Source organism: Microvirga sp. M2 (genome assembly GCF_047497095.1).
Taxonomy (GTDB): domain Bacteria; phylum Pseudomonadota; class Alphaproteobacteria; order Rhizobiales; family Beijerinckiaceae; genus Microvirga.
Map to the genome: position 1 here is coordinate 3512689 of NZ_CP134063.1, position 23513 is coordinate 3536201.

At 65.7% G+C, this 23513-nt stretch carries 26 protein-coding genes; 17 read left to right on the forward strand and 9 right to left on the reverse strand.

Annotated features, from left to right (window positions below; genetic code table 11):
* Positions 1-102 precede the first annotated feature (102 nt).
* Genes RE429_RS16680 through RE429_RS16690 form a run of 3 tightly spaced genes read left to right on the forward strand, consistent with a single transcriptional unit; the run spans position 103 to position 2653 of the window.
* A complete protein-coding gene (locus tag RE429_RS16680) occupies positions 103-1077 on the forward strand; it encodes an ABC transporter substrate-binding protein (RefSeq protein WP_414471831.1) in 975 nt (324 codons plus the stop codon).
* Positions 1077-1883 carry an ABC transporter ATP-binding protein gene (locus RE429_RS16685; RefSeq protein ID WP_414471832.1) on the forward strand — a complete coding sequence of 269 codons (807 nt, stop codon included), beginning with the start codon at positions 1077-1079 and terminating at the stop codon, positions 1881-1883. Before RE429_RS16680 ends, RE429_RS16685 begins: the two co-directional genes overlap by 1 nt.
* Complete coding sequence (locus tag RE429_RS16690) at positions 1880-2653, forward strand: ABC transporter permease (RefSeq protein WP_414471833.1); 774 nt, start codon at positions 1880-1882, stop codon at positions 2651-2653. The genes RE429_RS16685 and RE429_RS16690 overlap by 4 nt, the downstream gene beginning before the upstream one ends.
* Positions 2654-2737: 84 nt before the next feature.
* Here RE429_RS16690 and RE429_RS16695 read toward each other — a convergent pair whose 3' ends face one another.
* Both RE429_RS16695 and RE429_RS16700 read right to left on the reverse strand, forming a co-directional pair.
* Positions 2738-3670, reverse strand: a complete 933-nt coding sequence (locus tag RE429_RS16695) for a DUF5996 family protein (RefSeq protein ID WP_414471834.1) — start codon at positions 3668-3670, stop codon at positions 2738-2740.
* A 224-nt stretch (positions 3671-3894) separates the two neighbouring features.
* Positions 3895-4944 (reverse strand): hemerythrin domain-containing protein, encoded by a 1050-nt coding sequence (locus RE429_RS16700; RefSeq protein WP_414471835.1) that lies wholly within the window; start codon positions 4942-4944, stop codon positions 3895-3897.
* 283 nt (positions 4945-5227) lie between these two features.
* On the opposite strand from RE429_RS16700, the gene RE429_RS16705 reads away from it, so the two are divergent.
* Positions 5228-6229 (forward strand): threo-3-hydroxy-L-aspartate ammonia-lyase, encoded by a 1002-nt coding sequence (locus RE429_RS16705; RefSeq protein WP_414471836.1) that lies wholly within the window; start codon positions 5228-5230, stop codon positions 6227-6229.
* A gap of 80 nt (positions 6230-6309) precedes the next feature.
* On the opposite strand, the gene RE429_RS16710 is transcribed toward RE429_RS16705, so the two are convergent.
* Both RE429_RS16710 and RE429_RS16715 read right to left on the reverse strand, forming a co-directional pair.
* Positions 6310-6615 carry a hypothetical protein gene (locus RE429_RS16710; RefSeq protein ID WP_414471837.1) on the reverse strand — a complete coding sequence of 102 codons (306 nt, stop codon included), beginning with the start codon at positions 6613-6615 and terminating at the stop codon, positions 6310-6312.
* Between the two features lie 276 nt (positions 6616-6891).
* Entirely contained in the window at positions 6892-7365 is a 474-nt protein-coding gene (locus RE429_RS16715; protein WP_414471838.1) for a MarR family winged helix-turn-helix transcriptional regulator, read from the reverse strand.
* Positions 7366-7430: 65 nt separating this feature from the next.
* Between RE429_RS16715 and RE429_RS16720 the strand changes: the two genes are divergently transcribed.
* The 3 genes from RE429_RS16720 (at position 7431) to RE429_RS16730 (ending at position 9004) form a co-directional block, all read left to right on the forward strand.
* The gene (locus RE429_RS16720) at positions 7431-7781 is read left to right on the forward strand and encodes a DUF1428 domain-containing protein (protein WP_414474229.1); all 351 of its coding nucleotides are present in this window, start codon (positions 7431-7433) and stop codon (positions 7779-7781) included.
* A 10-nt stretch (positions 7782-7791) separates the two neighbouring features.
* Positions 7792-8580: a VOC family protein gene (locus RE429_RS16725; RefSeq protein ID WP_414471839.1), complete on the forward strand. Its 789-nt coding sequence runs from the start codon at positions 7792-7794 to the stop codon at positions 8578-8580.
* Between the two features lie 166 nt (positions 8581-8746).
* Positions 8747-9004 (forward strand): hypothetical protein, encoded by a 258-nt coding sequence (locus RE429_RS16730; RefSeq protein ID WP_414471840.1) that lies wholly within the window; start codon positions 8747-8749, stop codon positions 9002-9004.
* Positions 9005-9028: 24 nt separating this feature from the next.
* Here the strand turns inward: RE429_RS16730 and RE429_RS16735 are convergent, their stop codons facing one another.
* Complete coding sequence (locus RE429_RS16735; RefSeq protein WP_414471841.1) at positions 9029-9271, reverse strand: DUF3297 family protein; 243 nt, start codon at positions 9269-9271, stop codon at positions 9029-9031.
* Positions 9272-9486: 215 nt separating this feature from the next.
* Here RE429_RS16735 and kynA point away from each other — a divergent pair, with 215 nt between their 5' ends.
* The 4 genes from kynA to RE429_RS16755 all read left to right on the forward strand — a co-directional run bounded on the left by kynA (position 9487) and on the right by RE429_RS16755 (position 12194).
* On the forward strand, positions 9487-10266 hold the full coding sequence (gene kynA / locus RE429_RS16740; RefSeq protein WP_414474230.1) for a tryptophan 2,3-dioxygenase: 780 nt from the start codon (positions 9487-9489) through the stop codon (positions 10264-10266).
* A gap of 45 nt (positions 10267-10311) precedes the next feature.
* The gene (locus RE429_RS16745; RefSeq protein WP_414471842.1) at positions 10312-11478 is read left to right on the forward strand and encodes an aminotransferase class V-fold PLP-dependent enzyme; all 1167 of its coding nucleotides are present in this window, start codon (positions 10312-10314) and stop codon (positions 11476-11478) included.
* Positions 11479-11619: 141 nt separating this feature from the next.
* A complete protein-coding gene (locus RE429_RS16750) occupies positions 11620-11781 on the forward strand; it encodes a hypothetical protein (protein WP_414471843.1) in 162 nt (53 codons plus the stop codon).
* Positions 11782-11903: 122 nt separating this feature from the next.
* Positions 11904-12194, forward strand: a complete 291-nt coding sequence (locus tag RE429_RS16755; RefSeq protein ID WP_414471844.1) for a hypothetical protein — start codon at positions 11904-11906, stop codon at positions 12192-12194.
* A gap of 175 nt (positions 12195-12369) precedes the next feature.
* Here the strand turns inward: RE429_RS16755 and RE429_RS16760 are convergent, their stop codons facing one another.
* On the reverse strand, positions 12370-13350 hold the full coding sequence (locus RE429_RS16760; protein WP_414471845.1) for an aldo/keto reductase: 981 nt from the start codon (positions 13348-13350) through the stop codon (positions 12370-12372).
* Positions 13351-13476: 126 nt separating this feature from the next.
* Entirely contained in the window at positions 13477-14655 is a 1179-nt protein-coding gene (locus RE429_RS16765; protein ID WP_414471846.1) for an NAD(P)/FAD-dependent oxidoreductase, read from the reverse strand.
* A gap of 146 nt (positions 14656-14801) precedes the next feature.
* Here RE429_RS16765 and RE429_RS16770 point away from each other — a divergent pair, with 146 nt between their 5' ends.
* Positions 14802-15239: a YqaA family protein gene (locus RE429_RS16770; protein WP_414471847.1), complete on the forward strand. Its 438-nt coding sequence runs from the start codon at positions 14802-14804 to the stop codon at positions 15237-15239.
* A 17-nt stretch (positions 15240-15256) separates the two neighbouring features.
* Here the strand turns inward: RE429_RS16770 and RE429_RS16775 are convergent, their stop codons facing one another.
* The gene (locus RE429_RS16775; protein ID WP_414471848.1) at positions 15257-15502 is read right to left on the reverse strand and encodes a hypothetical protein; all 246 of its coding nucleotides are present in this window, start codon (positions 15500-15502) and stop codon (positions 15257-15259) included.
* A gap of 228 nt (positions 15503-15730) precedes the next feature.
* Here RE429_RS16775 and ilvD point away from each other — a divergent pair, with 228 nt between their 5' ends.
* The 5 genes from ilvD (at position 15731) to RE429_RS16800 (ending at position 22084) form a co-directional block, all read left to right on the forward strand.
* Positions 15731-17560 carry a dihydroxy-acid dehydratase gene (ilvD, locus tag RE429_RS16780; protein ID WP_414471849.1) on the forward strand — a complete coding sequence of 610 codons (1830 nt, stop codon included), beginning with the start codon at positions 15731-15733 and terminating at the stop codon, positions 17558-17560.
* A gap of 222 nt (positions 17561-17782) precedes the next feature.
* The gene (locus RE429_RS16785) at positions 17783-19615 is read left to right on the forward strand and encodes a glycoside hydrolase family 113 (RefSeq protein ID WP_414471850.1); all 1833 of its coding nucleotides are present in this window, start codon (positions 17783-17785) and stop codon (positions 19613-19615) included.
* Positions 19616-19839: 224 nt separating this feature from the next.
* Entirely contained in the window at positions 19840-20142 is a 303-nt protein-coding gene (locus RE429_RS16790) for a hypothetical protein (RefSeq protein ID WP_414471851.1), read from the forward strand.
* A 160-nt stretch (positions 20143-20302) separates the two neighbouring features.
* Positions 20303-20581, forward strand: a complete 279-nt coding sequence (locus tag RE429_RS16795) for a DMT family transporter (RefSeq protein ID WP_414471852.1) — start codon at positions 20303-20305, stop codon at positions 20579-20581.
* A gap of 15 nt (positions 20582-20596) precedes the next feature.
* Positions 20597-22084: a diguanylate cyclase gene (locus tag RE429_RS16800; RefSeq protein ID WP_414471853.1), complete on the forward strand. Its 1488-nt coding sequence runs from the start codon at positions 20597-20599 to the stop codon at positions 22082-22084.
* Positions 22085-22093: 9 nt separating this feature from the next.
* Here RE429_RS16800 and RE429_RS16805 read toward each other — a convergent pair whose 3' ends face one another.
* On the reverse strand, positions 22094-23464 hold the full coding sequence (locus tag RE429_RS16805) for a glutamate--cysteine ligase (RefSeq protein WP_414471854.1): 1371 nt from the start codon (positions 23462-23464) through the stop codon (positions 22094-22096).
* Positions 23465-23513 lie beyond the last annotated feature (49 nt).

Here is a 23513-nt window from a genome sequence, read left to right on the forward strand (position 1 = left end):
GGTTCAAGGGCGAAGATGAGGAAGGGGCACGACGACCGCGGCCTTTCCATTGACGTTCTAAACGGATCGCCTAGCCTCCCATCATTCACGGAGGGCCATGCGATGCGGCGCGGATGGCGGATCGGTCTTGCGGTCGTGGTGTCGTGGCTGGTGGCGCAGTCCTCCGGCCTCGCACAGGGAACGACGGCCGTTCGGGTCGGGCATTTTCCCAACATCACCCATGTCCAGGCGCTCGTCGCCCGGGCCCTGGAGCGGCAGGGCCGGAACTGGTTCGCCGATCGGCTGGGCCCCGGCGTCAGGATCGAATGGTATGCCTACAACGCCGGCCCGAGCGCCATGGAGGCGATCTTCGCCAAGTCGCTGGACCTCACCTATGTGGGACCGAACCCGGCGCTGAACGCCTATGCACGTTCCCGCGGGAGCGAGGTGCGCGTGGTCGCGGGCGCGGTGAACGGCGGCTCGGCCCTCGTGGTCCAGGGCGATTCGACGCTCTCGAAACCCGCCGACTTCAAGGGCAAGCGCATCGCGACGCCGCAATTCGGCAATACGCAGGACGTGGCGGCCCGCGCCTGGCTCGTGGCGGGCGGCCTTCGCATCACGCAGACGGGCGGCGACGCGCAGGTGGTGCCCACCAGCAACCCCGATCAGCTCTCCCTTTTCAAGAGCAAGCAGCTCGATGCGGTATGGACCGTCGAGCCGTGGGTGTCGCGCCTCGAATCCGAGGCCGGCGGCAGGGTGCTCGTGGAAGAGAATGACGCGATCACCACCGTGCTCGTGTCGAGTGCGGACTTCCTCAGCCGGAACCGCGACCTCGCCCGGCGCTTCGTGGCGGCGCATCGCGAACTCACCGAGTGGATCCGGCAGAACCCGGACGAGGCGCAGCGTCTCGTCCGCGAGGAGCTGCGGGCTTCGTTCAGGATCGACATGGCGCCGGAACTCGTGGCCCGCGCCTGGCCCCGCATGCAGATCACGCCTGACGTGGCGCTGTCCGCCTTCCAGTCCTTCGTCGCCAGCGCACAGGCCGTGGGCTTCCTGCGCGACGCGCCCGATCTCGGCCGCCTGATCGAGGAGCCTTGATGGAGGCGTCCCCTCACACCTCGCCCGGCCTCAGCCCCGCCAAGCTCGTGATCGAGGGCGTGTCGAAATGGTTCACGCCCAAGCGGAACATCGTGCAGGCGCTCGACGACATCTCACTCACGGTAGCCGAGGGCGAGTTCGTCTGCCTTCTCGGCCCCTCCGGCTGCGGAAAATCCACGCTGCTCAACATCGTCGCGGGCCTCACCAGGCCCGACCGGGGCCGGGTGCTCGCCGACGGCAAGCCCGTCGCAGGGCCGGGGCAGGAACGCCTGGTGATGTTTCAGGAATCGGCCCTGTTCCCCTGGCTCGACGCCTTCGGCAACGTCATGTTCGGCCTCAAGCTCAAGCCTGATCTCACCAAGGCCGAGCGCCGCCGCATCGCGGACGAGTATCTGGATCTCGTGGGCCTCGCGAAGTTCAAGCATGCGCAGATCCATGAACTGTCCGGGGGCATGAAGCAGCGCGTGGCGCTCGCCCGCGCGCTTGCTCCCGATCCGCAGGTGCTGCTCATGGACGAGCCTTTCGCCGCGCTCGATGCCATGACGCGCGACCAGCTCTACGACGACATCCAGCGTATCTGGATGGAAAGCCGCAAGACCATCATCTTCGTCACGCACAACGTGCGCGAGGCCGTGTGCCTCGGCGACCGCATCGTGCTCATGTCGCCGTCGCCCGGGCGCATCCAGCAGATCTTCGACATCCCTCTGCCCCGCCCGCGCGACATCAACAGCCCCGAGCTGGCCGCCTACACCTCGAAGATCGCGGCCGCGCTCAAAGGCGTCACGAACGGAGCGGTATTCGAATGAAGCGTCTGGCGGTCGCCCTTCTCTTCTTCGCGGCTCTGATCGCCCTGTGGGATCTCGCGGTGCGCAGCGGGCGCTGGTCCGTGGTGCTGCTGCCCTCTCCGGCCGCCGTGGCGGAATACATCTGGTCCGCGATTCTCGACGGCACCCTCGTCGAGTCCACCTGGGTGACGTTGAAGCGCCTGCTCATCGGCTATGCCGCCGGCGTGCTCATCGGCCTGCCGCTCGGGCTCCTCACCAGCACGTCGCAGTTTCTGGAGGACACCCTGGGGGCATTGGCCCTGGGCTTCCAGACGCTGCCGAGCGTGTGCTGGGTGCCGCTCGCGCTCATCTGGTTCGGGCAGACGGAGGGCGCGATGCTGTTCGTCGTGATCATGGGCACCGTGTGGTCCGTGATCATCGCCACCGATCACGGCGCGCGCAACATCCCGCCGATCTACGCCCGGGCCGCGCGCACCATGGGGTCGGAAGGGTTTCACAAATGGACCCGGGTGATCCTGCCCGCTTCGCTGCCGTTCCTCGTCAGCGGCATGAAGCAGGGCTGGGCCTTCGCCTGGCGCTCCCTGATGGCGGCGGAGATCTACGTCACGATTCTCACCGGGTTCGGCCTCGGTCACCTGCTCCATTACGGACGCGAGCTCAACGCCATGGATCAGGTGATCGGCATCATGATCGTGATCGTGGTGATCGGCCTGCTCGTCGACCGCCTGCTGTTCTCGCCGTGGGAGCGTTTCCTGCACCGGCGCTGGGGCACGAACCTCAAGGAGGCGTGAGGCCCACGGCGCATCGTCCTTCCCCGTCGTCATGCCCGGGCCAAGCCCGGCCGTGGCGAGAAGCCCGCTGTTCCACACGTTGCTCTAGATGGCCCGCACCCGTTTCGGAACTCCTATCTCGCATTCCAGCCTCTTACGATCCCAGCCCGCCGCATCCGCGGCGGCCGCATAGGTCGTCGAGAGAAAGTCGAGCAGCAGCGCGTCGGGATCCGGCGATTTGCGCAAGGTGTCGTATGGCAGGATGAACTCGCTCAGGGTCGTGTCGAAGAACGCGCCCTGCGTGACCTTGGCGTCGCGGAAGCCCGGCGGCTCCGGATAGGCGTAGGAATAGAACGCGGCCCGCGGATAGGCATCGTTCCCCGGCCAGAAACCTGCGCTGCTCACCTCGTCGGAATAGGCCTCCCGCGTCACTGCATCCGGCAGCCCGGGAACGCCGCCGGGGTGGAGCGGCGCCCTGCGCCCCGAAAAGCGCGTGACGGCGAGATCGAAGCTGCCCCAGAAGAAATGCGAGGGCGAGGCCTTGCCGAGGAAGGCGCTTCGGAAGAGCTTGAAGACGCGGTCCGCCTGCACGAGCGCGCGCCAGAACCGGTAGGCCGCATCCGCGTCGTAACTCGCGTGTACCTGATCCTCCGGAAAACGGATGGGATCGGGCACCTCGTTCGGCCTGTCGTTGATGGTCACGTGCACGCCGATCCCGCGCATCAGGTCGAGGAGCTCCTCGTAGAAATCCGCGACGCTGCGCGGCTCCAGCGCCATGATGCCGTCGTCCCCGCGGCTCGTGCGCACGAGCAGCCGATGGGTGAAGAAATCGAACTCGATCTCCACGATCTCATGGCCTGCAGGCATCGGCGACGTGGTGAGCCCGCGCGCGCTCACATAGAGCGGCACGTGCCAGCCGTGGTTGAGCCAGGGGGTCAGCGACAGCCTGATCTTGCCGACGATCTGCGTCCAAAGCTGCAGGGTCGCGGCCGTGTCGCGCCATTGCGGATAGGACAGTTCCGGCCAGACGTCATCCATGGGGCTTCTCCCGCGCGAACGGCTCCGAAGATCAATATAGATCAGGCCTTCCGGCTGTCACGGGAGCGAGGCGCCGGTGGTCCGCAGGGCTTTGCAGAGCCATGGCGACGAGAAGGCGCAAAAGACGTGGATGGCCGGGCCAAGCCCGGCCATGACGAGGGAAGCTGGGATCGAAAATGGGCACCGGAACGATCCTCGAAGGGGGCCGCACACTGCGTGCCGCGTTACCGCCCGTCGCCCTTTATGGAACCCGGTTCGCGGTTCTGAGTCTGGCCGCCTCCGGTTCCGATCGAGCCCACCGACGAGGCGGGACTCCCGCCCGGCACGGTTCCGCCCGGCTGCAGAGGGGTCGAGAGGCCGGAGGGCGCCTGGGGCGGGTTGGCCGACGAGAACCATTGCTCGTCGGTCCCCGCGCCCGAGCCGGTCGCGGCCGTATCGCCGGAGACGGACCGGGCCGCGCTCCCCGCCATGGAACCGGCTGAACCGGTCGGACGGGCGGCCCCCGTTCCCTGGGTCTCTCCTCTTCCCTGGGTCTCTCCCCTGCCGCCTGCCATGCCCATGGAGCCGGAGGAGGCGCGCCCCTCCATGCCGCGGCGGCTCAAGGAGCGGTCGGCCACGCCGCTGGCAAGGGGAAATGGCGGCGGGCGCCGCGGCGCCGGGCGCACGGGACGATTCGCGCGCCAGCCCGCGCGCATCTGCCCGTTCCGCGACAGGCTCCAGGCCAGGGCCGCACCGCCGATGGCGAGCGCCCCCGCCAGCAGTCCGAAGGTGATGCCCGTGGGCATGCCATAGCGGCTCGGCATCATCGCATGCGGCATGTGCCAGCGGGAGGCCTCGTAGGACGCGATCCGCTCGCGCTCATAGGCGCGCCGCAACGCGTCGGCTTCCTGCGGGGACAGGATGCCGTGCGCCGCGACCAGCGCGCCATTCTCCTCCAGGCTGAAGGCGTGGCGGACCACGCCGACCAGCTCCTTGAAGTCGAGCGCCCAGCGCCGGCTGTTCTTGTCGGATTGGGCGGAGAGCGCGTCGAGCCTGCGGCGGATATCGCGATGCTCGTCGTCGAGCTCGTGCAGGTAGGTCTCCGTGCGCCCGTCGCGGGCGAGCGCGGGGTAGATCACATTCTGCTTTGCCGCCATATGACGGTCCAGCTCGTCTTCGAGGTCGGCGAACAGTTCCGCGCGGCTGTTGGGACCATGAGGAGAAGCCCCCAGCACCTCCTGGCAGAGCTCCTCGATATTCGCATGTTCCGACAAGATCATCCGCCACAGGTCCATGGCGCGCCTCCTCTCGAGATGGGGTTCACCGGAGAACGGCTTGGAACGGGTGCTGTTCCGCGAGCGCATCGTGCGAAAAAGTGGACCCGGTTTTTCGCCGGAACGATACGCTCACCCAAGAAGGGAGCATCGGATCGATCCCAAAAGCGCACATCCACTTCCGGCGTCCGATGCTCTTAGGGCGCCTGACCGGTGCCTTTTCCGAAAGAGTTGGCACGGCGCGTGACAAGCCCACGCCGGGATTGGTATGGAAGGATCCGTCTTCCGCAGCAGCGACCGGATCATGAGCACCCCCATCCAGCCAACCCGCCCCTCCTCGCCCTTGCCCACCTATGACGACGTGATGACGGCGGCATGGCGCATCGCAGGGATCGCCCATCGGACGCCGGTGCTCACCTCCCGCACCGCCGACGAACGCACCGGGGGCAAACTCTTCTTCAAGGCGGAAAATCTGCAGCGGGGCGGCGCCTTCAAGTTCCGCGGGGCCTACAACGCGATCGCGCGACTGCCGGAGGACGCCAAGACGCGTGGGGTGGTGGCCTTTTCCTCGGGCAATCACGCCCAGGCCATCGCCTATGCCGGCCAGCTCCAGAACGTGCCGACCGTGATCATCATGCCCAAGGATGCGCCGGCCATGAAGGTCGCCGCCACCAAGGGCTATGGCGGCGAGGTGGTGCTCTACGACCGTTACAAGGAGGACCGGGAGGAGATCGGCCGCAAACTCTCGGCCGAACGGGGCCTCACGCTCATCCCGCCTTTCGACCACGAGGATGTGATCGCGGGCCAGGGCACTGCCGCCAAGGAGCTTTTCGAGGAGGTCGGGCCCCTCGACATGCTGCTCGTCTGCGTCGGCGGCGGCGGATTGCTGGCGGGCTCCGCACTGGCTGCCCATGCGCTCGCCCCCGCCTGCCGGATCTACGGCGTGGAGCCGGAAGCCGGAAACGATGCACAGCAATCCTTCCGTTCAGGAAGCATCGTGCGCATTCCCGTGCCCGTCACCATCGCCGACGGGGCCCAGACCACGTATATCGGCCAGAAGACCTTTCCGATCATCCGCGCCCTCGTGAGCGACATGCTGACCGTGAGCGATGACATGCTGGTGGATACCATGCGCTTCTTCGCCGAGCGCATGAAGATCGTGGTCGAGCCCACCGGCTGCCTGGCGGCGGCGGCGGCCCTTCACGGCGTCGTTCCGTGCAAGGGCAAACGCGTCGGAATCATCATCAGCGGCGGCAATGTCGACCCGAAGGCGTTCGCGGGCTTTCTCGCCGGGACGCTCGCCTGAAAAAGCTCGCGGCCTGCACGCCGAACGGCCGCCTTGCCGTCGTGAACTCCCGTCGTGGCTCACGACACGAAGTACGGCTCTCATGATTCCCCCTGCGGGGCGAAGAAGCAGATGATCGCCTTGGTGACCGGCTCCTCGCATATGTGAAAGTGCAGGTCGGGCGACGGCTTGGCCTGGTCCCGGGTGATCAGGCGGCCGTCCCAGAGGCGGTAGCCCTCCTGCGTTTCGGTGACGGTCTCTCCCTTGGCGGCCATCAGCTCCCTGCAATCACGATCGCTGCAGCACCAGGCCGGGTACCAGCTATGGGCCAGGGCCCGAGGTCCCGCGAGGGACGCCGCCACCGCGACGAAGGTCCAGCTCCACCGATGAGCCCAGCGTGAGGCCATGCAGGACAAGCCTTTCTCGAGGACGCGCCTCCTCGGGGACGAGCTTGTCTTAAAGCTTGGGCAGACTGCCCCGGCGTCCAGTCCTTGGGCCCGCCACATGCTCATCGGCGGTATCGGTCTCGCACTTTCGTCATGGCCGTCCCGGGACTCGATCCGGGACGGCCATTCATGTCTTCGCAGCCGTTGAGCCATCAAGACGTGGATGCCCGGCTCGAGGCCGGGCATGACGCGGTTCGGCCGGACCTGGAGAGAGGCACGCTTTGCAGAAGGAAGGTGTCAAGCCCCCTCCCTCGGCGGCCTGGACCGCGCGAGGCTGTTCAAGGCACCGCGCAGATTGTCCGGCTCGAGATCCGACAGGCGCTCTTCGATCGCCGCGTGAAGCTCGCGCCAGACCGGCACCGCGCGGGCCAGAACCTTCCGCCCCCTGTCGGTCAGGTGAAGAAGGCGGCTGCGGCGATCGTCCGGATCCACCGTGACCGCCACGAGGCCGTCCCGTTCGAGCGGTTTCAGGGCCGCCGTCAGCGTCGTCCGGTCCATCGCCAGCAATTGCGCGACCGGCCCGATGGCGGGCGGTTGCGGGCGGTTCAGGGCATTGAGCAGCGAGAACTGCCCGGAGGTGAGGCCAAGGGGCTGAAAGGCCTCGTCGAAGAGCCGCGAGAGGGTCCGCGCGGCTCTCTGCGCATGAAGGCAGAGGCAGGCATCCCGCACGTGGATCGTCGTTTCGAAGGGAACATCGCGGGTATTTGACATGGTCTTATTATGTTGATATCAACTCAGATTGTCAAGAAGCAAAGAGGGAACAAGGGAGTCGCATGATGAAATACGTCGACGGATTTGTCGTGGCCGTGCCGGCCGACCGGAAGGAGATCTACCGCGCATACGCCGCGAAGGCAGCGCCCCTGTTCAAGGAATTCGGCGCGACCCGCATGGTCGAGTGCTGGGGCGACGACGTGCCGGACGGCAAGCTCACCGACTTTCGCATGGCCGTGAAGGCCAAGGACGACGAGGTCGTGGTGTTCAGCTGGATCGAATACCCCTCGAAGGACGTGCGGGACGCCGCCATGAAGAAGATCATGAGCGATCCCCGCATGGAGGCCATGGGCGATATGCCCTTCGACGGCAAGCGCATGATCTTCGGCGGCTTCGCCCCCATCCTGGACGTCTAGGAGCTGCCCGATGGCCAATCAGCATGGCGATTTCGTCTGGTATGAACTCCTCACCACCGATGCCGACGCGGCCGCCCGGTTCTACGGCGCGGTCGTCGGCTGGCGGAACCGTCAGGCGGAGCATTCGGACCTGGACTACAGGCTCTTCGACAGGAGCGGCACAGACGTCGCCGGTTTCATGACCTGCCCGCCGGGTGCCGGGGACGCCGCCATGCGGCCACGCTGGCTGGGCTATATCGGCGTTCGCGACGTCGATGCGGCGGTCCTGGACATCGTGCGGGCCGGGGGCGTCGAACATATGCCGCCGACCGACATTCCGGGCGTCGGCCGCTTCGCGATGCTGGCCGACCCGCAGGGCGCCCTCTTCTATGTGATGCGCGGAGCGATGGAGGGCACGAGCACGTCGTTTGCCCCGGCCAAGCCCGGCCATTGCCACTGGAACGAGCTCGCCACCAGCGATCAGGGCGCCGCGCTCGCCTTCTACACGGGGCTGTTCGGCTGGGAGAAGGGCGACGCGATGCCGATGGGGGCCATGGGCGATTACCGGTTCATCGAGCATGGCGGCCAGGCGATCGGCGCAGTGATGAACCGGATGGAGGGCGGCCCTCCCCCGGCCTGGACCTTCTATTTCGGTGTCGAGGACATCGACGCCGCAGCCCAGGCCGTATCCGGCAACGGCGGCACGATCCATTATGGGCCCGCCGAGGTTCCTGGCGGCATCCATATCATCGTCGCGAGCGATCCGCAGGGCGCCATGTTCGGACTCGTCGGCCCCCGCCGAATCCCGGCCGGAGAATGATCGCCAGCGTCATGCCTGCCAACGTCGTCTCCGGCCTGAACCGGGGACGACGGGAGGATCGCATGGGAGCCGGAGGCCCCGATCCGGATTTTTTGCCGCGCTGCCCGAACCTCCCGCACGGATCCGCATTTCCTCGTGAGACACATCCGCAGAACGAGGACAGGCCGTGACAGCGAAAAAAGCGGAAGACGACCTCGTCGATGCAGGCTCGGAATATTCCTTCCCGGCCAGCGATCCGCCCTCCTATATGGGCGGCACTCTGGTCGCGGGCGCACCCGCGCGCAACGGATTTCCGCCGCGCGAGCCGGTGAGTCACGAGCTCATCGCCCCCGACGAGGCAAAGCCTGCCGAGACGGCTTCTCAGGGCAGCGATCCGGTGCGGGTCGGCAAGGCGCAGCCCGGCTCGGGCGGGAGCAATCCTTGAGCAAAGGACTTCGGGACGGCGGACTTATGCGTCGCCCTGGAGATAGGGCTCGACCTTGCCCTTGAGCTTGATTGTCATGGGATTGCCGAAGCGATCCTTGGCGCTGCCGGCGATCACGCGGACCCAGCCCTCGCTGACGCAATACTCGTCCACGTTGGTCTTCTCGGCCCCATTGAAGCGGATCCCCACGCCCTTGGCCAGCAGCTCCTCGTCGTAATAGGGGCTGTTCGGGTTCGTGGACAGGCGGTCGGGAAGCGTGTCGGACATGCGCGATGGTCTCCGTTCGAGGTCAAATCGGCCGGCAACCTAACCGCTCGCGGCCAGGATGCCAATTCTCGAACGCCCTCCCGTGACATTGTTCCACTCCGCTCTATGTCCCTTTCGTCATCCTGAGGCTGTCAGGATCTCAAACGGGACCGGTTCGGGAGGAGGACGACGTGTCGACCGAGACAGAAGGCGTTCATACGGATTTCGCGCAAGCCATGAGCTATGGGGACTATCTCCAGCTCGATACCCTTCTCTCCTCTCAGAAACCCCTGACGGCGGAGCACGACGAGCTTCTCTTCATCACCATCCATCAGGTGATGGAGCTGTGGCTCAAGCTTCTCAACCGCGAGCTCGACACGGCCCTCGCGCATCTGCGCGCCGACGAGTTGCAGCCCGCCTTCAAATGCACGGCGCGCATCAACCGGATCCAGGAGCAGCTGATCCAGGCCTGGACGGTGCTGTCCACCATGACGCCGTCCGATTATCTCAGCTTCAGGCCCGCCCTCGGCCGCTCCTCCGGCTTCCAGTCCTGGCAGTACCGCCTGGTGGAATTCAAGCTCGGCGCGAAGGACGAGGTCAAGATGGCGCCGCACCGGCACCGCAGCGATCTCGCGGAGCAGCTGGAAGCCGCCTATCGCGCGCCGAGCCTCTACGACGAGGCGCTGCGTCTTCTGGCGCGACGAGGCTATCTCGTGCCCGCCGAGGTGCTGAACCGCGACGTGACGCAGCCCTATGCCGCGCATCCGGGCGTGGAGGCGGCGTGGGAGGACATCTACCGCCATTCGGGCGAGCATTTCGATCTCTACGAACTGGCGGAAGAGCTGGTCGACCTGGAGGATGCGTTCCAGCAATGGCGCTTCAGGCACATGAAGACGGTGGAGCGCATCATCGGCATGCGCAGCGGCACCGGCGGCAGCAGCGGGGTGGCCTATCTCCGCAAGGCCCTGGAGAGGTATTTCTTCCCGGAGCTCTGGTCCGTGCGCGGCAAGCTCTGATCGTCCAAGCTCTGATCATCCGAGGTCTGATCATCAAGGCGTCCCATGCTCGATCTGCGTTCCCACTTCTCCCGCTTTCTCACCGCCGCGCCGGAGCGCCTGCATTTCGCGGCGCACAGCCATCACCCGTGGCCCGACGTCACGCGCGAGGCGCACCTCCAGGCCTGGGACGATGCGGCACGTCTCGTCGACGACAAATGGGAGCATGTGCTCGGCCCCGTCTTCGACGAATTCCGCGCGCATGTGGCGGGTCATCTCGCCCTCCCCGATCCCGGCACGATCGCGGTCGCGCCCAACACGCATGAATTCCTCAAGCGCCTTCTCTCCGCGTGTCCGGCGGACAGGCCGGTCCGCATCCTGACCTCGGACGGCGAGTTCCATTCCTTCAGCCGGCAGATCGCGCGCCTGGAGGAGGACGAGGCCGTGGCCGTCACGCGCGTGCCGGTGGAGCCGTTCGCGACATTCGAGGATCGCTTCTGCGCGGCGGCGGGCGGCGCGTTCGACCTCGTCTTCGTCAGCCAGGTCTTCTTCAATTCGGGCTTTGCGGCCGATGCGCGGAGGCTCGTGGAGGCCGTGCGATCCGACGCCATGGCGGTGATCGACGGCTATCACGGCTTCATGGCGCGGGCGACGGACCTGAGCACCATCGCGGACCGTGCCTTCTACATCGCGGGCGGCTACAAATACGCCATGGCGGGCGAAGGCGCCTGCTTCATGCATTGCCCACCGGGATGGGGATTGCGCCCGCGCGACACCGGCTGGTACGCGGCCTTCGGCAATCTCGCGAACGCGCAGCGCGGACAGGTCGGCTACAGCGACGACGGCTGGCGCTTCATGGGCGCGACGTTCGATCCGTCCGGCCTCTACCGCTTCAACGCGGTGATGCGCTGGCTCCACGGCGAGGGCATCACGCCCTCCATCGTCCATGCGCATGCGACGGCTCTGCAGCAGCACTTCCTGCGGCATGTTCCATGCCTTCCCGTGCTCCACGAAGCCCGCCTCGTCGTGCCCCAGGACGAGATGCGGCGCGGCAATTTCCTGACCTTCGAAACGCCCGAGGCCCGGAGCCTCTACACCCTCCTCAAACGGTACCACGTGATCACCGACGTCCGGGGCGACCGCCTGCGGATCGGGTTCGGCCTCTACCAGACCCAGCTAGAGGTGGACGAGTTCGTCAGGCGTCTGCAGACGACCGAGGCGGCGTTCGCCTGACCACGGGAGGCCGGATTCCGGCCTTGCCCCTCCGAGGCGAACAGCTTCACCGCCACCACGCTCAATCTGAACGCAGGTGACAGGCTGGCTGGCGGCGATACCCCAACCCTGACCGGTGGCGGAACATTCAAACTCGACCTCATGGACGAGCTCATCGGCGTCGAGACAATTCAAGGCACGGCGGCTGACGACGAGATCGTCATTGCCGGCGACCAGCTGGGCGACGCGCGCAGGATCGACGGCAGGGGCAACGTCTTAAGATTCGCTGACGATCATCGGCACGGCCGACCTAACCGGCATTGACGTCATCGGATTCGGCGGGATCAAGATCGGGAGTCACGGGAGCAACCTTACGGTCGGTGATGTCGCCACCGCCAAGCTCGTCACCGGTTACAATACGAGATGTTCGCCTTCTGACGGTCTCCGTGACGGAAAAGCACGGGGCGGGACATCTTCGTGTTCAACACGGCCTTGAACGCCAGGACCAACAAGGACCGGATCATGGACTGGAGCAAGGCCGACGACACGATCAAGCTGGAGAACGCCGTCTTCACGGCCTTGAAGAAGACCGGCACGCTGAGCAAGAGCTTCTTCAAGCTCGGCAGCAAGGCGACCTATGGTACGACGCGAACGGCAACAAGGCCGGAGGACAGGTGGTGTTCGCCCATATCGGCAAGAACAAGGCCATCGCCCATAACGATTTCATCGTCGTCTGAAGCGCCGGACGGACCGCTGATCCGTCAGGGCGGCCATGACGGATGAAGCGGTACGTCTCGAATCTCTCCCTCGTCATGCCCGGCCCCGAGCAGGGCATCCATGCCTTTTCGGCACAGCGCTTCCCAAGGCGTGGATGGCCGGACCAAATCCGGCCATGACGCTGCGGTTTTTCCGTCACCGTCCGACCGTCTGCATGCCCGCCGCCGCGTAGCGGGCCCCGGCGGCCGCGCCGGGCGGCATGATACGGTCGATCCGGTCCAGGTCGTCCTTCGTGAGCGTGACGTCGAGAGCGCCGACATTCTGCTCCAGATAGTTGCGGCGCTTGGTGCCGGGGATCGGCACGATGTCGTTTCCCTGAGCCAGCACCCAGGCGAGCGCGAGCTGCGCGGACGTGCAGCCCTTTTCCCGGGCCATCGTTTCGATCTCGCTCACGAGGTCGAGATTCCTGCGGAAGTTCTCGCCTATGAAGCGCGGCGAGGCGCGGCGGAAATCGTCCGGATCGAGATCGTCGATGCTCCTGATCTGCCCCGTGAGAAATCCGCGGCCGAGCGGCGAATAGGGCACGAAGCCGATGCCGAGTTCGCGCACGACACCGAGGATCTCGTCCTCCGGGTCACGGCTCCAGAGAGAATACTCGGTCTGCAACGCCGCGATGGGGTGAACCGCATGGGCGCGACGGATCGTCTGGGGCGCGGCCTCCGAGAGGCCGAGACAGCGCACCTTGCCCTGGCGCACGAGCTCGGCCATGGCGCCGACCGTCTCCTCGATGGGCGTGTCCGGATCGACCCTGTGCTGGTAATACAGATCGATCACGTCGACCTTCAGCCGCCTGAGGCTCGCCTCGCAGGCCTGGCGCACGTAATCGGGCTTGCCGCTGATGCCGAGACGCTCGCCGTTGGGGCCACGCACATTGCCGAATTTGGTGGCGAGCACCACCTTGTCGCGACGATCCCGGATGGCGCGGCCCACGAGTTCCTCGTTATGGCCGACCCCGTACATGTCCGCCGTATCGAGGAAGGTGACGCCGAGTTCGATGGCCCGGTGGATCGTGGCGATGGATTCGTCTTCGTCCCGCCCGCCGTAGAACTCGGACATGCCCATGCAGCCGAGCCCGAGGGCCGAGACCTTCAATGGACCTAAGTGACGTGTCTGCATGGGAATCTCCTGATCGGACGTGGACCGGCGCACGCATCCGGCGAGGCTGCGTCTCCCATGAACGAGGGACCGAACCTGGGGTTCCGGGGGCTTCGCGCCCCGGCGCATCCCTGCGCGGATCGGCCGTCAGGCCACCTGCCCGGCGCACCAGCCGGACGACCAGGCCCATTGGAAATTGTAGCCGCCGAGCCAGCCGGTCACGTCCACCACCTCGCCGATCAGGTAGAGGCCGGGAACGGACTTGGCCTCCATCGTCCGCGAATCGAGTTCGCGCGTATCGACGCCGCCCAGCGTCACCTCGGCCGTGCGGTAGCCTTCCGAGCCTGCCGGCTTGAAGCGCCAGCGGTTCACCGCCTCGTCGATGCGGCGCAGATATTTGTCGGAGCAATCGGCAAGGTTCGCGGGCCCCTTCCCGGCTTCCGCGATCAACTGCGCGAGCCGCTTCGGGAGAAAGGCGGACAGCGCCGTCTGCAACGCCTGCCGGCCATTCTGGGCGCGGGCCGCGCGCAGCTCCTCGAGCAGGTTCACGCCGGGCAGCATGGAGACGACGATCTCCTCACCCTCGCGCCAATAGGACGAGATCTGCAGGATCGCCGGGCCGCTCAAGCCACGGTGGGTAAAAAGCATCGCCTCGGTGAACGTCGTCCTGCCGCAGCCGACCACGGCGTCGACGGAAACGCCCGCGAGAGGCGTCAGCCACTCCAGCATCGTCGGCTCGAGGGTGAGCGGGACGAGCGCGGGGCGGGTCTCGACGAGGTTCAATCCGAACTGCCGCGCGAGATCGTAGCCGAATCCCGTCGCGCCCATTTTCGGGATCGACTTGCCACCCGTCGCGACCACCAGGGAGCGACACTGCACCGCTCCCTCGGAGAGGGTGAGGCGAAAGCCGTCGGGGCTTTTCTCCACCTGCGTCACGGATGTCTGCAGGCGCAGCACGACGCCCGCCTGCTTCATCTCGGCGAGGAGCAGATCCACGATTTGCCGCGAGGAGCCGTCGCAGAACAGCTGGCCCAGCGTCTTCTCGTGGTAGGCGATGCCATAGCGCTCGACGAGGGCGATGAAGTCGGCTTGCGTGTAGCGGCGCAGGGCCGAGATGCAGAAGCCCGGGTTCTGCGAAATGTAGTTGGCGGGCGCGGCGTTGAGGTTGGTGAAGTTGCACCGTCCTCCGCCGGAGATGCGGATCTTCTCGCCGGGCTTTGCGGCGTGGTCGAGGATCAGCACGGAGCGGCCGCGCTTGCCGGCCTCGGCGGCGCACATCATGCCGGCGGCACCCGCACCGACCACCACGACATCGAACTGTTCCAAGAGACTGAATTCCCGAGAGAGCTTCCGCAAACGAAGGCGAGCGGCTTGGTAGTGCACTTTAGCCGGATGAGGCAAGGCCCCGGCTTGGGAGGCTCGGCAAGGCGTGGTAAGGCCCATGGCCCCGCAACGGCTTTCCCCTGAACCTCATGCCGCCTCTTGCCGAATACGGCACACTCTTTGCCGCCGCGTTCCTCTCGGCCACGATCTTCCCGTTCCAGTCGGAGGCCGTGCTCTTCGGCTTGCTGGTGGCGGGCGACGGCCGCGGGTGGCTGCTCATCCTCGTGGCCAGCGTCGGCAACGTTCTCGGCTCCGTCGTGAACTGGTACCTGGGGCGTTTCCTCGGCCGCTTCGAGGGTCGGCGCTGGTTTCCGGTCAAACGCGAGCAGATGGCCCGCGCGGAGGGCTGGTACGGCCGCTATGGGCGCTGGACCCTTCTGCTCAGCTGGATGCCGGTGATCGGCGATCCGCTCACCATCGTGGCGGGCGTGCTGCGCGAGCCCCTGCCCGTCTTCATCCTGCTCGTGACGCTCGCCAAGACGGGCCGCTATCTTGCCGTCGGAGCGCTCAGCCTGGGCTGGATCTGAAGGACGTCACGGCCCCGTCACGGGCCTTGGACGCTCAGCCAGATTTCCTCCAGCATCGCGGGGCCGAGAACGGCTCCGGACGAGGTGCGGATCACGGCCTGCATACCGGCCGGAGCCTCGTTGTTCATGGCCCAGTGCACCGCCTCGCGAAGGTTCTTGAACTCGGTCACGTCGCTTGCGTCCCGATGGGCGCCTCCCTTGGGCGCGACGATCGGCTCGTATTGGAGATGAGCGGGGGCATCCCAGTCGGTCTTCGGCACCATGGCGTCGTCCTGCCCGTGTCTGTGGCGTTGCCAGGAACAACGCAGCCCGGGCAAGGCCGGTTCTGCTCGAAAACGGCGCAAATCGAGCGCGGCCGGGCGCTTTCCCGGCACGAAACGCCGCTCCGGCATGCGTTCTGCGCCTAAAGGCGGCAGCAAAACCGCTTGCATGTCGGGCGTTTTCAGCCGAACAAGACTGGCTTACGGATTGTGAGGACCAGAGTACACCCCATGCCAGCCTATCGCTCTCGCACCACCACCCACGGCCGCAACATGGCGGGCGCCCGCGGCCTCTGGCGGGCCACCGGCATGAAGGATTCCGACTTCGGCAAGCCGATCATCGCCGTCGTGAACTCCTTCACCCAGTTCGTGCCGGGCCACGTCCACCTGAAGGACTTGGGGCAGCTCGTCGCGCGCGAGATCGAGAAGGCCGGCGGCGTCGCCAAGGAATTCAACACCATCGCGGTGGACGACGGCATCGCCATGGGTCACGACGGCATGCTCTACTCCCTGCCCTCGCGGGAGCTGATCGCCGATTCCGTGGAATACATGGTCAACGCCCATTGCGCGGACGCCATGGTGTGCATCTCCAACTGCGACAAGATCACCCCCGGCATGCTGATGGCCGCCATGCGCCTCAACATCCCGGTGGTCTTCGTCTCCGGCGGCCCCATGGAAGCCGGCAAGGTGCAGCTCAAGGGCGTGACCAAGAAGCTCGACCTCGTCGACGCCATGGTGGCGGCCGCCGACGATACCGTGGCCGAAGAGGACATCCAGGCCATCGAGCGCTCCGCCTGTCCCACCTGCGGCTCGTGCTCGGGCATGTTCACGGCCAATTCCATGAACTGCCTCACCGAGGCTCTGGGCCTCTCGCTGCCGGGCAACGGCTCGACGCTCGCGACCCATGCCGACCGCCGCCGTCTCTTCGTGGAGGCAGGCCACCTGATCGTCGATCTCGCCCGCCGCTATTACGAGCAGGACGACGAAAGCGTGCTGCCGCGCTCCATCGCGTCGTTCGCGGCCTTCGAGAATGCCATGACCCTCGACATCGCCATGGGCGGCTCGAGCAACACGGTGCTGCACCTGCTGGCGGCGGCCTACGAGGCCGAGGTGCCCTTCACCATGGCCGATATCGACCGCCTGTCGCGCCGCGTTCCGGTGCTCTGCAAGGTCGCGCCTGCGGTCGCCAACGTGCATATGGAAGACGTGCACCGCGCCGGCGGCATCATGTCCATCCTCGGCGAGCTCGACCGTGCGGGCCTCATCGACACCGCCGTGCCGACGGTCCATGCCGAGAGCATGAAGGCCGCCCTCGATCGCTGGGACGTGCGCCGCACCAACAGCCATGCCGTGCATGAATTCTTCAGCGCCGCTCCCGGCGGCGTGCCGACGCAGACTGCCTTCAGCCAGGCAAGCCGCTACGACAGCGTGGACACGGACCGCGCCAAAGGGGTGATCCGCGATGCGGAGCATGCCTTCTCGAAGGATGGCGGCCTCGCCGTGCTCTCCGGCAACCTCGCCCTCGACGGCTGCATCGTGAAGACTGCGGGCGTCGACGAAAGCATCCTGCAATTCTCCGGTCCCGCGATCGTCTTCGAAAGCCAGGACGACGCCGTCAGCGGCATCCTCAACGGCAAGGTCAAGGCCGGCGACGTGGTCGTGATCCGCTACGAGGGTCCGCGCGGCGGCCCGGGCATGCAGGAGATGCTCTACCCGACGAGCTACCTGAAATCGAAGGGCCTCGGCAAAGCCTGTGCGCTCATCACCGACGGCCGCTTCTCCGGCGGCACCTCGGGGCTGTCCATCGGCCACGTCTCGCCGGAAGCGGCGGAGGGCGGCACGATCGGCCTCGTGCGGGACGGCGACCGGATCGAGATCGACATCCCGAACCGCCGCATCCAGCTCGCCGTGGACGAGGCCGAACTGGAGCGCCGCCGCACCGAGCAGGAAGCGAAGGGCTGGAAGCCCGCCGCACCCCGCAAGCGCAAGATCTCGGCGGCCCTCAAGGCCTATGCCATGCTGACCACCAGCGCCGCCAAGGGCGCGGTGCGCCAGATCTGACGTTCGACGCGGATACCGGGCTCGATCCGGAGATCCGCGTCCTGCCGCCTCGGCTCATCCAGAGCCTGTCGTCATGCCGGGCCCCGTGCCGGGCATTCGTGTTTTTAGAGCATCGGCCATTCGGCCTAACGACAGGAGATCAATGATACGTTATATGATTCATTAGGATGCTGCCTTAGCTTTATCGAAGCTCCGAACACCTATCGATCAAGGGACGCGCGCATGAGCAACGGTCGGATCTTCGAATGGGAAAGCATCACCCAGCCCTCATATTGGGGAGGCCAGGCTCTTTCCCCCGGCGGTCAGGCGGCAATGCGTCAGATCGCGGCCACCGGCGCCGGCACCGTCACGCTCATCCCGAACTTCTTCCAGGAGAACAAATTCAGCAATTCGGTCGGATTGAAGCTCGGCGATCCGAACAATCCCTGGGATGACGAGAGCGACACCTTCGAGCGGGTCGTGCAGACCATTCTTCAGGCCAAGGCGCTCGGCCTCAACGTGGTGCTCAAGCCCCATCTCGAAACCATCGACCGCGTGTGGCGCGCAGAACTCGCGCCCGCCGATGCGAAGGCGTGGTTCGACAGCTACAAGGCCATGATGGTCGAATATGCGAGGGCCGCGCAGACGGGTGGCGCGGCGATGATCTGCATCGGCACCGAAATGGACAGCATGATCGACCCGACCGAGCAATGTAGCGACGGCAAGACCTATACCGAGAAATGGAAGGAGATCGTCGACGCCGTGAGGGCCGTCTACTCCGGCAAGATCACCTATGCGGCGACCTATTGGACCGTGAAGGATGTGGGGTTCTGGGACAAGGTCGATTATATCGGGGTCGATGCCTATTACCCGATGTCGACCGTCGACAATCCGACCGTCGACCAGATGGTGGAGGCCTGGACGAAGCCGCATTCCAACCCCTGGATCCGGGACACGCTGCTCGGCGGCAAGTCCATCGTCGATTACTACAAGGCGCTGTCCGCCCACTACGGCAAGCAGGTGATCTTCACCGAGGTCGGGTTCCGCAGCATGGACGGGGCGAACAAGAATCCGGGTGTCTTCGGCAGCGGCGGCACGGTCGACCTGCAGGAGCAGGTGGACTGCTACTCGGCTCTTTACAGAGTGATGGAGAATTACGGCGGCCGGTGGCTCGCAGGCTCCTTCCTCTGGAGCTATTACTCCTTCGAACACCCGATGGCCCCTCAATCGGAAGGGGGAGCAGGCGTTTCGTGGACCGATTACACGACGCAGGACAAGCCCGCCAACGAGACGATCACCTATCACTATTCCAACCCGGCCCACACCACTGGCCTCGTCTGGAACGGCACGGCGGGAGCCGACAAGCTCGACGGCGGCTATCACAACGACACGCTCAATGGCGGCGGCGGCAACGACGTGCTCTGGGGCGGTCAGGGGAACGACAGCCTCAAGGGAGGAACGGGCAACGATACCTATTACGTGGATGCCGCAGGCGACCGGGTGGTTGAAACGTCGAAGGGCGGCACCGCCGACCGGGTCTACACCACCGTCAGCCACACGCTCGCAGCCTATGTCGAGCGGCTTTATGCGACCGGCGGCTCCTCCATCACGCTCAAGGGCAATGCCGGCGCCAACACGATTGCGGGCAATGCGGGCCACAACAAGATCTCCGGCCTGTCCGGCAACGACCGGCTGACGGGCGGGGCGGGCAACGACACGCTCGACGGCGGCACCGGGCGGGATGTGCTCAAGGGCGACACGGGCCAGGACACCTTCGTGTTCCGGGACCGGCCGGGCAGCGCCAACTACGACACGATCCTCGACTACAACAAGACCCTCGACAGCATCCAGCTCGACAACAAGTACATGGCCAAGCTCGGCGGCCCCGGCCGGCTGAGCAGCTCCAAGTTCGTGGTCGGGCCCAAGGCCAAGGATGCCGACGACCACCTGATCTACGACAAGGGCACGGGCAAGCTCTATTACGACCCTGACGGCTCGGGCAGCCAGGCGCAGGTGCTCATCGCCCAGTTCACCAACAAGGTCGCGCTCACCGCCTCCGAGTTCACGATCATTTGAAAATTGACCGGAGGACGAGGGAGCAGGCAGGAGAGTTCCATCGCCCTGCCCATCTTTGACACCAGTTCGACCTCTCGCCGCCGCAGAGCCGGAACTTGGAACGCATTGGCGCCTTTCTTGCGTGGCTTCTGCTTCCTATAGTCCCAACCATCGTATTCGCCCTTGACGGCATAGCATTGCGCAGGGACCAGTCAGGGATGTTTCAATCGGCCGTGAGGAGTCTTATGCGCCATCTCGTTTTCGCTGCCGTTCTTGCAGGCTTGCCGGCCTCCGCCATCGCCCAGGGAGCCGCTCCCGAAGCCAAAGGCCTGCAGCTGACGGTTCGACCTTCCGGCTACGAGGCAGAGCAGAATGACGCACAGGAACGGCAGGAAAAGCTGCTCAAGCGCCTCGAGCAGAGCAACCACATGATCCGCTCCATCTGCATCAATTGCGGCGACTCGTGGAAGCATCAGCTCTACGAGCCCTTCAATCCCTATGCGTCCCTGAAGGCGTCTGCCCGCCCCTCGGACGACCCCGAGAACTGACGCCCGTCCACAGGACCCGGACCACCGGCCGCAGGCATTTCTGCAAACATCGGCCGCTATTGAGACGCATGCGGCAGCCCTGTATACCTGGAAAGGCGCAAGGGGGGCCTCGCGTTATCATCTCGGAAAGGGTGTCACCGCATGGTGACGCGAGACCTGTATGGCGTGGGTTTATCTGACACTGGCGGGCCTTTTCGAGACAGGTTGGGCCATCGGGCTCAAATATTCCGAGGGCTTCACGCCCCTCGCGCCGTCCGCCCCGACCGCCGTCAGCATGCCGGCGAGCGTCCTGCTTCTCGGGATCGCTCTCAAGACCCTCCCCGTGGAAACCGGCTATGCCGCCTGGACCGGAATCGACACGGTCGGCACGGCCATCCGCCCGGGATCTATCGGCCTGATCGTGCTCGGCATCCTCGGCCTCAAGTTCGCGGCACCGTGAATGGGATCGAAGCGGATGCTCTTCCCCTCTCGTGACGCGCATTCGTCGACCCGTGGCCTCAAGGTTTTCGTGGCGGTGATCTGCCTCGCCATCGTCGGGCTGGAAGGCTGGAGGGACTGGACGGAGCGTCAGCAGGAATTCGCCCGGATCGAGAGCGAGATGCAAAACCTCGCCAGGTCCCTGGCCCAGCATGCCGAGGACACCTTCGACCTGGCAGATGCCATCCTGGTGGATATCGTCGACCGCCTCGAACGTCAGGGGGCGGAAGCGAACAGCATGATCGGCATGCAGGAGTTCTTCTCCGAGCGGATCCAGACCCTGCAGGCCCTGAAGGCTCTCACGGTCTATGGGGCGAACGGCTTCGTCCTGGGCAGTTCACTCCCGGGCCATAAGCGCGTGAACGTCACGAATACGGTGTTCTTTCAGCATCACGCCGCCTCGCCGGCCAGGAAGTGGTTCTTCGGGCCGCTCATTCGAGATCCGCTTGGCGGCGATTGGATCCTGACCATGTCCCGGCGCCTCAACAAGCCCGACGGCACCTTCAGCGGAGTCGTCCAGGTCAGCATCCCGCCCCGCTACTTCGGGAACTTCTTCGGCCGCATGGATCTCGGCTCCCAGGGGGCCATCGTCATGTTCGGCACGACGGACGGGAAAATTCTTTCGCGCTATCCCTATTTCGAGAAGGCGATCGGCATCGAAACGGAAACGTCCGAATGGCTGACAGGGAGTCCGTCCGGCTCCCGCTTTTACGTCTCCCCGATCGATAGGGTTCCGCGTCTTGCGGGATACCAGCGCAACCACGTCTATCCGGTTGTGGTTCTCTCGGCCGTCAGTCAGCAGGAAGCCCTGAGGAATTGGACGCTGGAACTTCAACTGCGACTGCTCGGAGTGGCTGTTCTCATCGGCATCATCTGCCTGCTGGGCTGGCGGCTCGCGCGCGAGCTGAGCCGCCGCGAGCAGGTGGAAGCCGAGCTCGCCATTCTGGCCGCGACGGATGGTCTGACGGGCCTCGCCAATCGCCGGACCTTCGACAGCCGCCTGGAGATCGAATGGCTGCGCGCCGCACGTGACGGGATCCCGCTCTCGCTTCTCCTGATCGATGTCGATCAGTTCAAGGCCTATAACGACCTCTACGGCCATCAGCAGGGCGACGCATGCCTGCGCAAGGTGACGGCGGTGATTGCCGGTGGCGTCACACGGCCTGGCGACTTCGTCGCCAGGTACGGCGGCGAGGAGATTGTCGTCCTGCTGCCGGATACGAACGAGGACGACGCCATACGGGTCGCGGAGAAGATCCGCGCGGGCGTCGAGGCGCTGGCCCTGCATCACGAGGCCAATGCCCCGACCTATACCTTGACGATCAGCATCGGCAGCGTCACGCAACGACCCGCCACGGATCGCTCGCTTGCAGGGCCGGCAGGCCTCATCGACATGGCCGACAAGGCGCTCTACCAGGCCAAGCAGAGCGGCCGCAACCGCGTTTCAGTCGCGAAGGCTGCGTAGCGACCCAGGTCAGAAGACGCATTCGCTGAAGGCAGGCCGCACCGAGCCGCCCCATGCGCCGTGATAGCGCTCCAGCCATCGCTCGGCAGGCGTCCGGCCCGATGCGACGATCTCCTCGGCATAGACCAGGTGCTTCGTCTCATCCTGCCCCGAGGCATCGAGATGGGCACGGCGCTTGAGCCCCTCGCGCGCGAGAGCCAGCGCATCGCGCGCGATGTCCTGCACCGAGCGCCCGGCAATCGCAGCCTTCAAGGCGAGTTTCGGTACATCCGCGCGCAGCCGCTCACGCTCTTCCGCACGCCAGCCCTTCACGAGTTCCCAGGCGCCGTCGAGCGCCGCCTCGTCGTAGAGCAAGCCGGTCCAGAAAGCCGACAGCGCCACGATCTGTTCAGGGCCGCCCACATCCGCGCCGCGCATTTCGAGATAGCGCTTCAGGCGCACTTCCGGAAACAGCGTCGAGACATGGTTCGCCCAGTCGGAGCGCGTCGCGCGCTCGCCCGGCAATTGCGCGAGCTTTCCGTGGAGAAGATCGCGGAACGAGGCGCCGGCCACGTCGTGATAGGTCGCATCGCGTTTGACGAAATACATCGGCACGCCGAGCGCCCAATCCACATAACGCTCGTAGCCGAAGCCGTCCTCGAAGGCGAAGGCCATCATGCCCGTGCGGTGCCTGTCCGTATCGAGCCAGATGCGCGAGCGCATGGAGAGATAGCCGTTGGGCTTGCCCTCGGTGAAGGGCGAGTTTGCGAAGATCGCCGTCGCCACGGGCTGCAGCGCGAGCGACACGCGCAGCTTCTTCACCATGTCGGCTTCGGACGCATAGTCCATGTTCACCTGCACGGTGGAGGTGCGGTACATCATGTCGAGGCCCAAGCTGCCGACCTTCGGCATGTAGTCCGTCATGATGCGGTAGCGCTTCTTGGGCATGACGGGCGTCTCGGCGCGCGTCCATAGCGGGCTCATGCCGAGCGTGAGGAATCCCATGCCGAGCGTCTCGCCGATCGCCTTCACGTCGGCGAGGTGCTGCGCGGTCTCCTGCGCCGTCTCATGAAGCGTCCGGAGCGGGGCGCCCGACAGTTCGAACTGGCCGCCGGGCTCGAGCGAGATCGCGCCGCCGCCCGTTTCATCGAGCAGGCCGATGGGCTTGTCGTCCTCCATGATGGGAGACCAGCCGGTGCGCTCCTGCAGGCCTTCGAGCAGCGCCCGAATCCCCTTTTTCCCGTCATAGGGAACGGGAGCGGCATCCTCCGTGTAGAAGGGAACCTTCTCGTGCTCCGTTCCCAACCGCCACGTTTCGCGAGGCTTCTCGCCCTCCGCAATCCATTCCACGAGCTCAGCCCGTGCGCCGATGGGGGTCGTATCGGATACGTCCCGCGCCATACATCACCTCATCCAAAAAGCGCGTTCAAGGCGCGCCGACTCAGGGATC

Bases quoted from the DNA above. Each gene is read 5' to 3' on its own strand.
- RE429_RS16680 (WP_414471831.1), top strand. From the start codon at position 103: ATGCGGCGCGGATGGCGGATCGGTCTTGCGGTCGTGGTGTCGTGGCTG.
- RE429_RS16685 (WP_414471832.1), top strand. From the start codon at position 1,077: ATGGAGGCGTCCCCTCACACCTCGCCCGGCCTCAGCCCCGCCAAGCTC.
- RE429_RS16690 (WP_414471833.1), top strand. From the start codon at position 1,880: ATGAAGCGTCTGGCGGTCGCCCTTCTCTTCTTCGCGGCTCTGATCGCC.
- RE429_RS16695 (WP_414471834.1), bottom strand. From the start codon at position 3,670: ATGGATGACGTCTGGCCGGAACTGTCCTATCCGCAATGGCGCGACACG.
- RE429_RS16700 (WP_414471835.1), bottom strand. From the start codon at position 4,944: ATGGACCTGTGGCGGATGATCTTGTCGGAACATGCGAATATCGAGGAG.
- RE429_RS16705 (WP_414471836.1), top strand. From the start codon at position 5,228: ATGAGCACCCCCATCCAGCCAACCCGCCCCTCCTCGCCCTTGCCCACC.
- RE429_RS16710 (WP_414471837.1), bottom strand. From the start codon at position 6,615: ATGGCCTCACGCTGGGCTCATCGGTGGAGCTGGACCTTCGTCGCGGTG.
- RE429_RS16715 (WP_414471838.1), bottom strand. From the start codon at position 7,365: ATGTCAAATACCCGCGATGTTCCCTTCGAAACGACGATCCACGTGCGG.
- RE429_RS16720 (WP_414474229.1), top strand. From the start codon at position 7,431: ATGAAATACGTCGACGGATTTGTCGTGGCCGTGCCGGCCGACCGGAAG.
- RE429_RS16725 (WP_414471839.1), top strand. From the start codon at position 7,792: ATGGCCAATCAGCATGGCGATTTCGTCTGGTATGAACTCCTCACCACC.
- RE429_RS16735 (WP_414471841.1), bottom strand. From the start codon at position 9,271: ATGTCCGACACGCTTCCCGACCGCCTGTCCACGAACCCGAACAGCCCC.
- kynA (WP_414474230.1), top strand. From the start codon at position 9,487: ATGAGCTATGGGGACTATCTCCAGCTCGATACCCTTCTCTCCTCTCAG.
- RE429_RS16745 (WP_414471842.1), top strand. From the start codon at position 10,312: ATGCTCGATCTGCGTTCCCACTTCTCCCGCTTTCTCACCGCCGCGCCG.
- RE429_RS16750 (WP_414471843.1), top strand. From the start codon at position 11,620: ATGGACGAGCTCATCGGCGTCGAGACAATTCAAGGCACGGCGGCTGAC.
- RE429_RS16760 (WP_414471845.1), bottom strand. From the start codon at position 13,350: ATGCAGACACGTCACTTAGGTCCATTGAAGGTCTCGGCCCTCGGGCTC.
- RE429_RS16770 (WP_414471847.1), top strand. From the start codon at position 14,802: ATGCCGCCTCTTGCCGAATACGGCACACTCTTTGCCGCCGCGTTCCTC.
- RE429_RS16775 (WP_414471848.1), bottom strand. From the start codon at position 15,502: ATGGTGCCGAAGACCGACTGGGATGCCCCCGCTCATCTCCAATACGAG.
- ilvD (WP_414471849.1), top strand. From the start codon at position 15,731: ATGCCAGCCTATCGCTCTCGCACCACCACCCACGGCCGCAACATGGCG.
- RE429_RS16785 (WP_414471850.1), top strand. From the start codon at position 17,783: ATGAGCAACGGTCGGATCTTCGAATGGGAAAGCATCACCCAGCCCTCA.
- RE429_RS16790 (WP_414471851.1), top strand. From the start codon at position 19,840: ATGCGCCATCTCGTTTTCGCTGCCGTTCTTGCAGGCTTGCCGGCCTCC.
- RE429_RS16795 (WP_414471852.1), top strand. From the start codon at position 20,303: ATGGCGTGGGTTTATCTGACACTGGCGGGCCTTTTCGAGACAGGTTGG.
- RE429_RS16800 (WP_414471853.1), top strand. From the start codon at position 20,597: ATGCTCTTCCCCTCTCGTGACGCGCATTCGTCGACCCGTGGCCTCAAG.
- RE429_RS16805 (WP_414471854.1), bottom strand. From the start codon at position 23,464: ATGGCGCGGGACGTATCCGATACGACCCCCATCGGCGCACGGGCTGAG.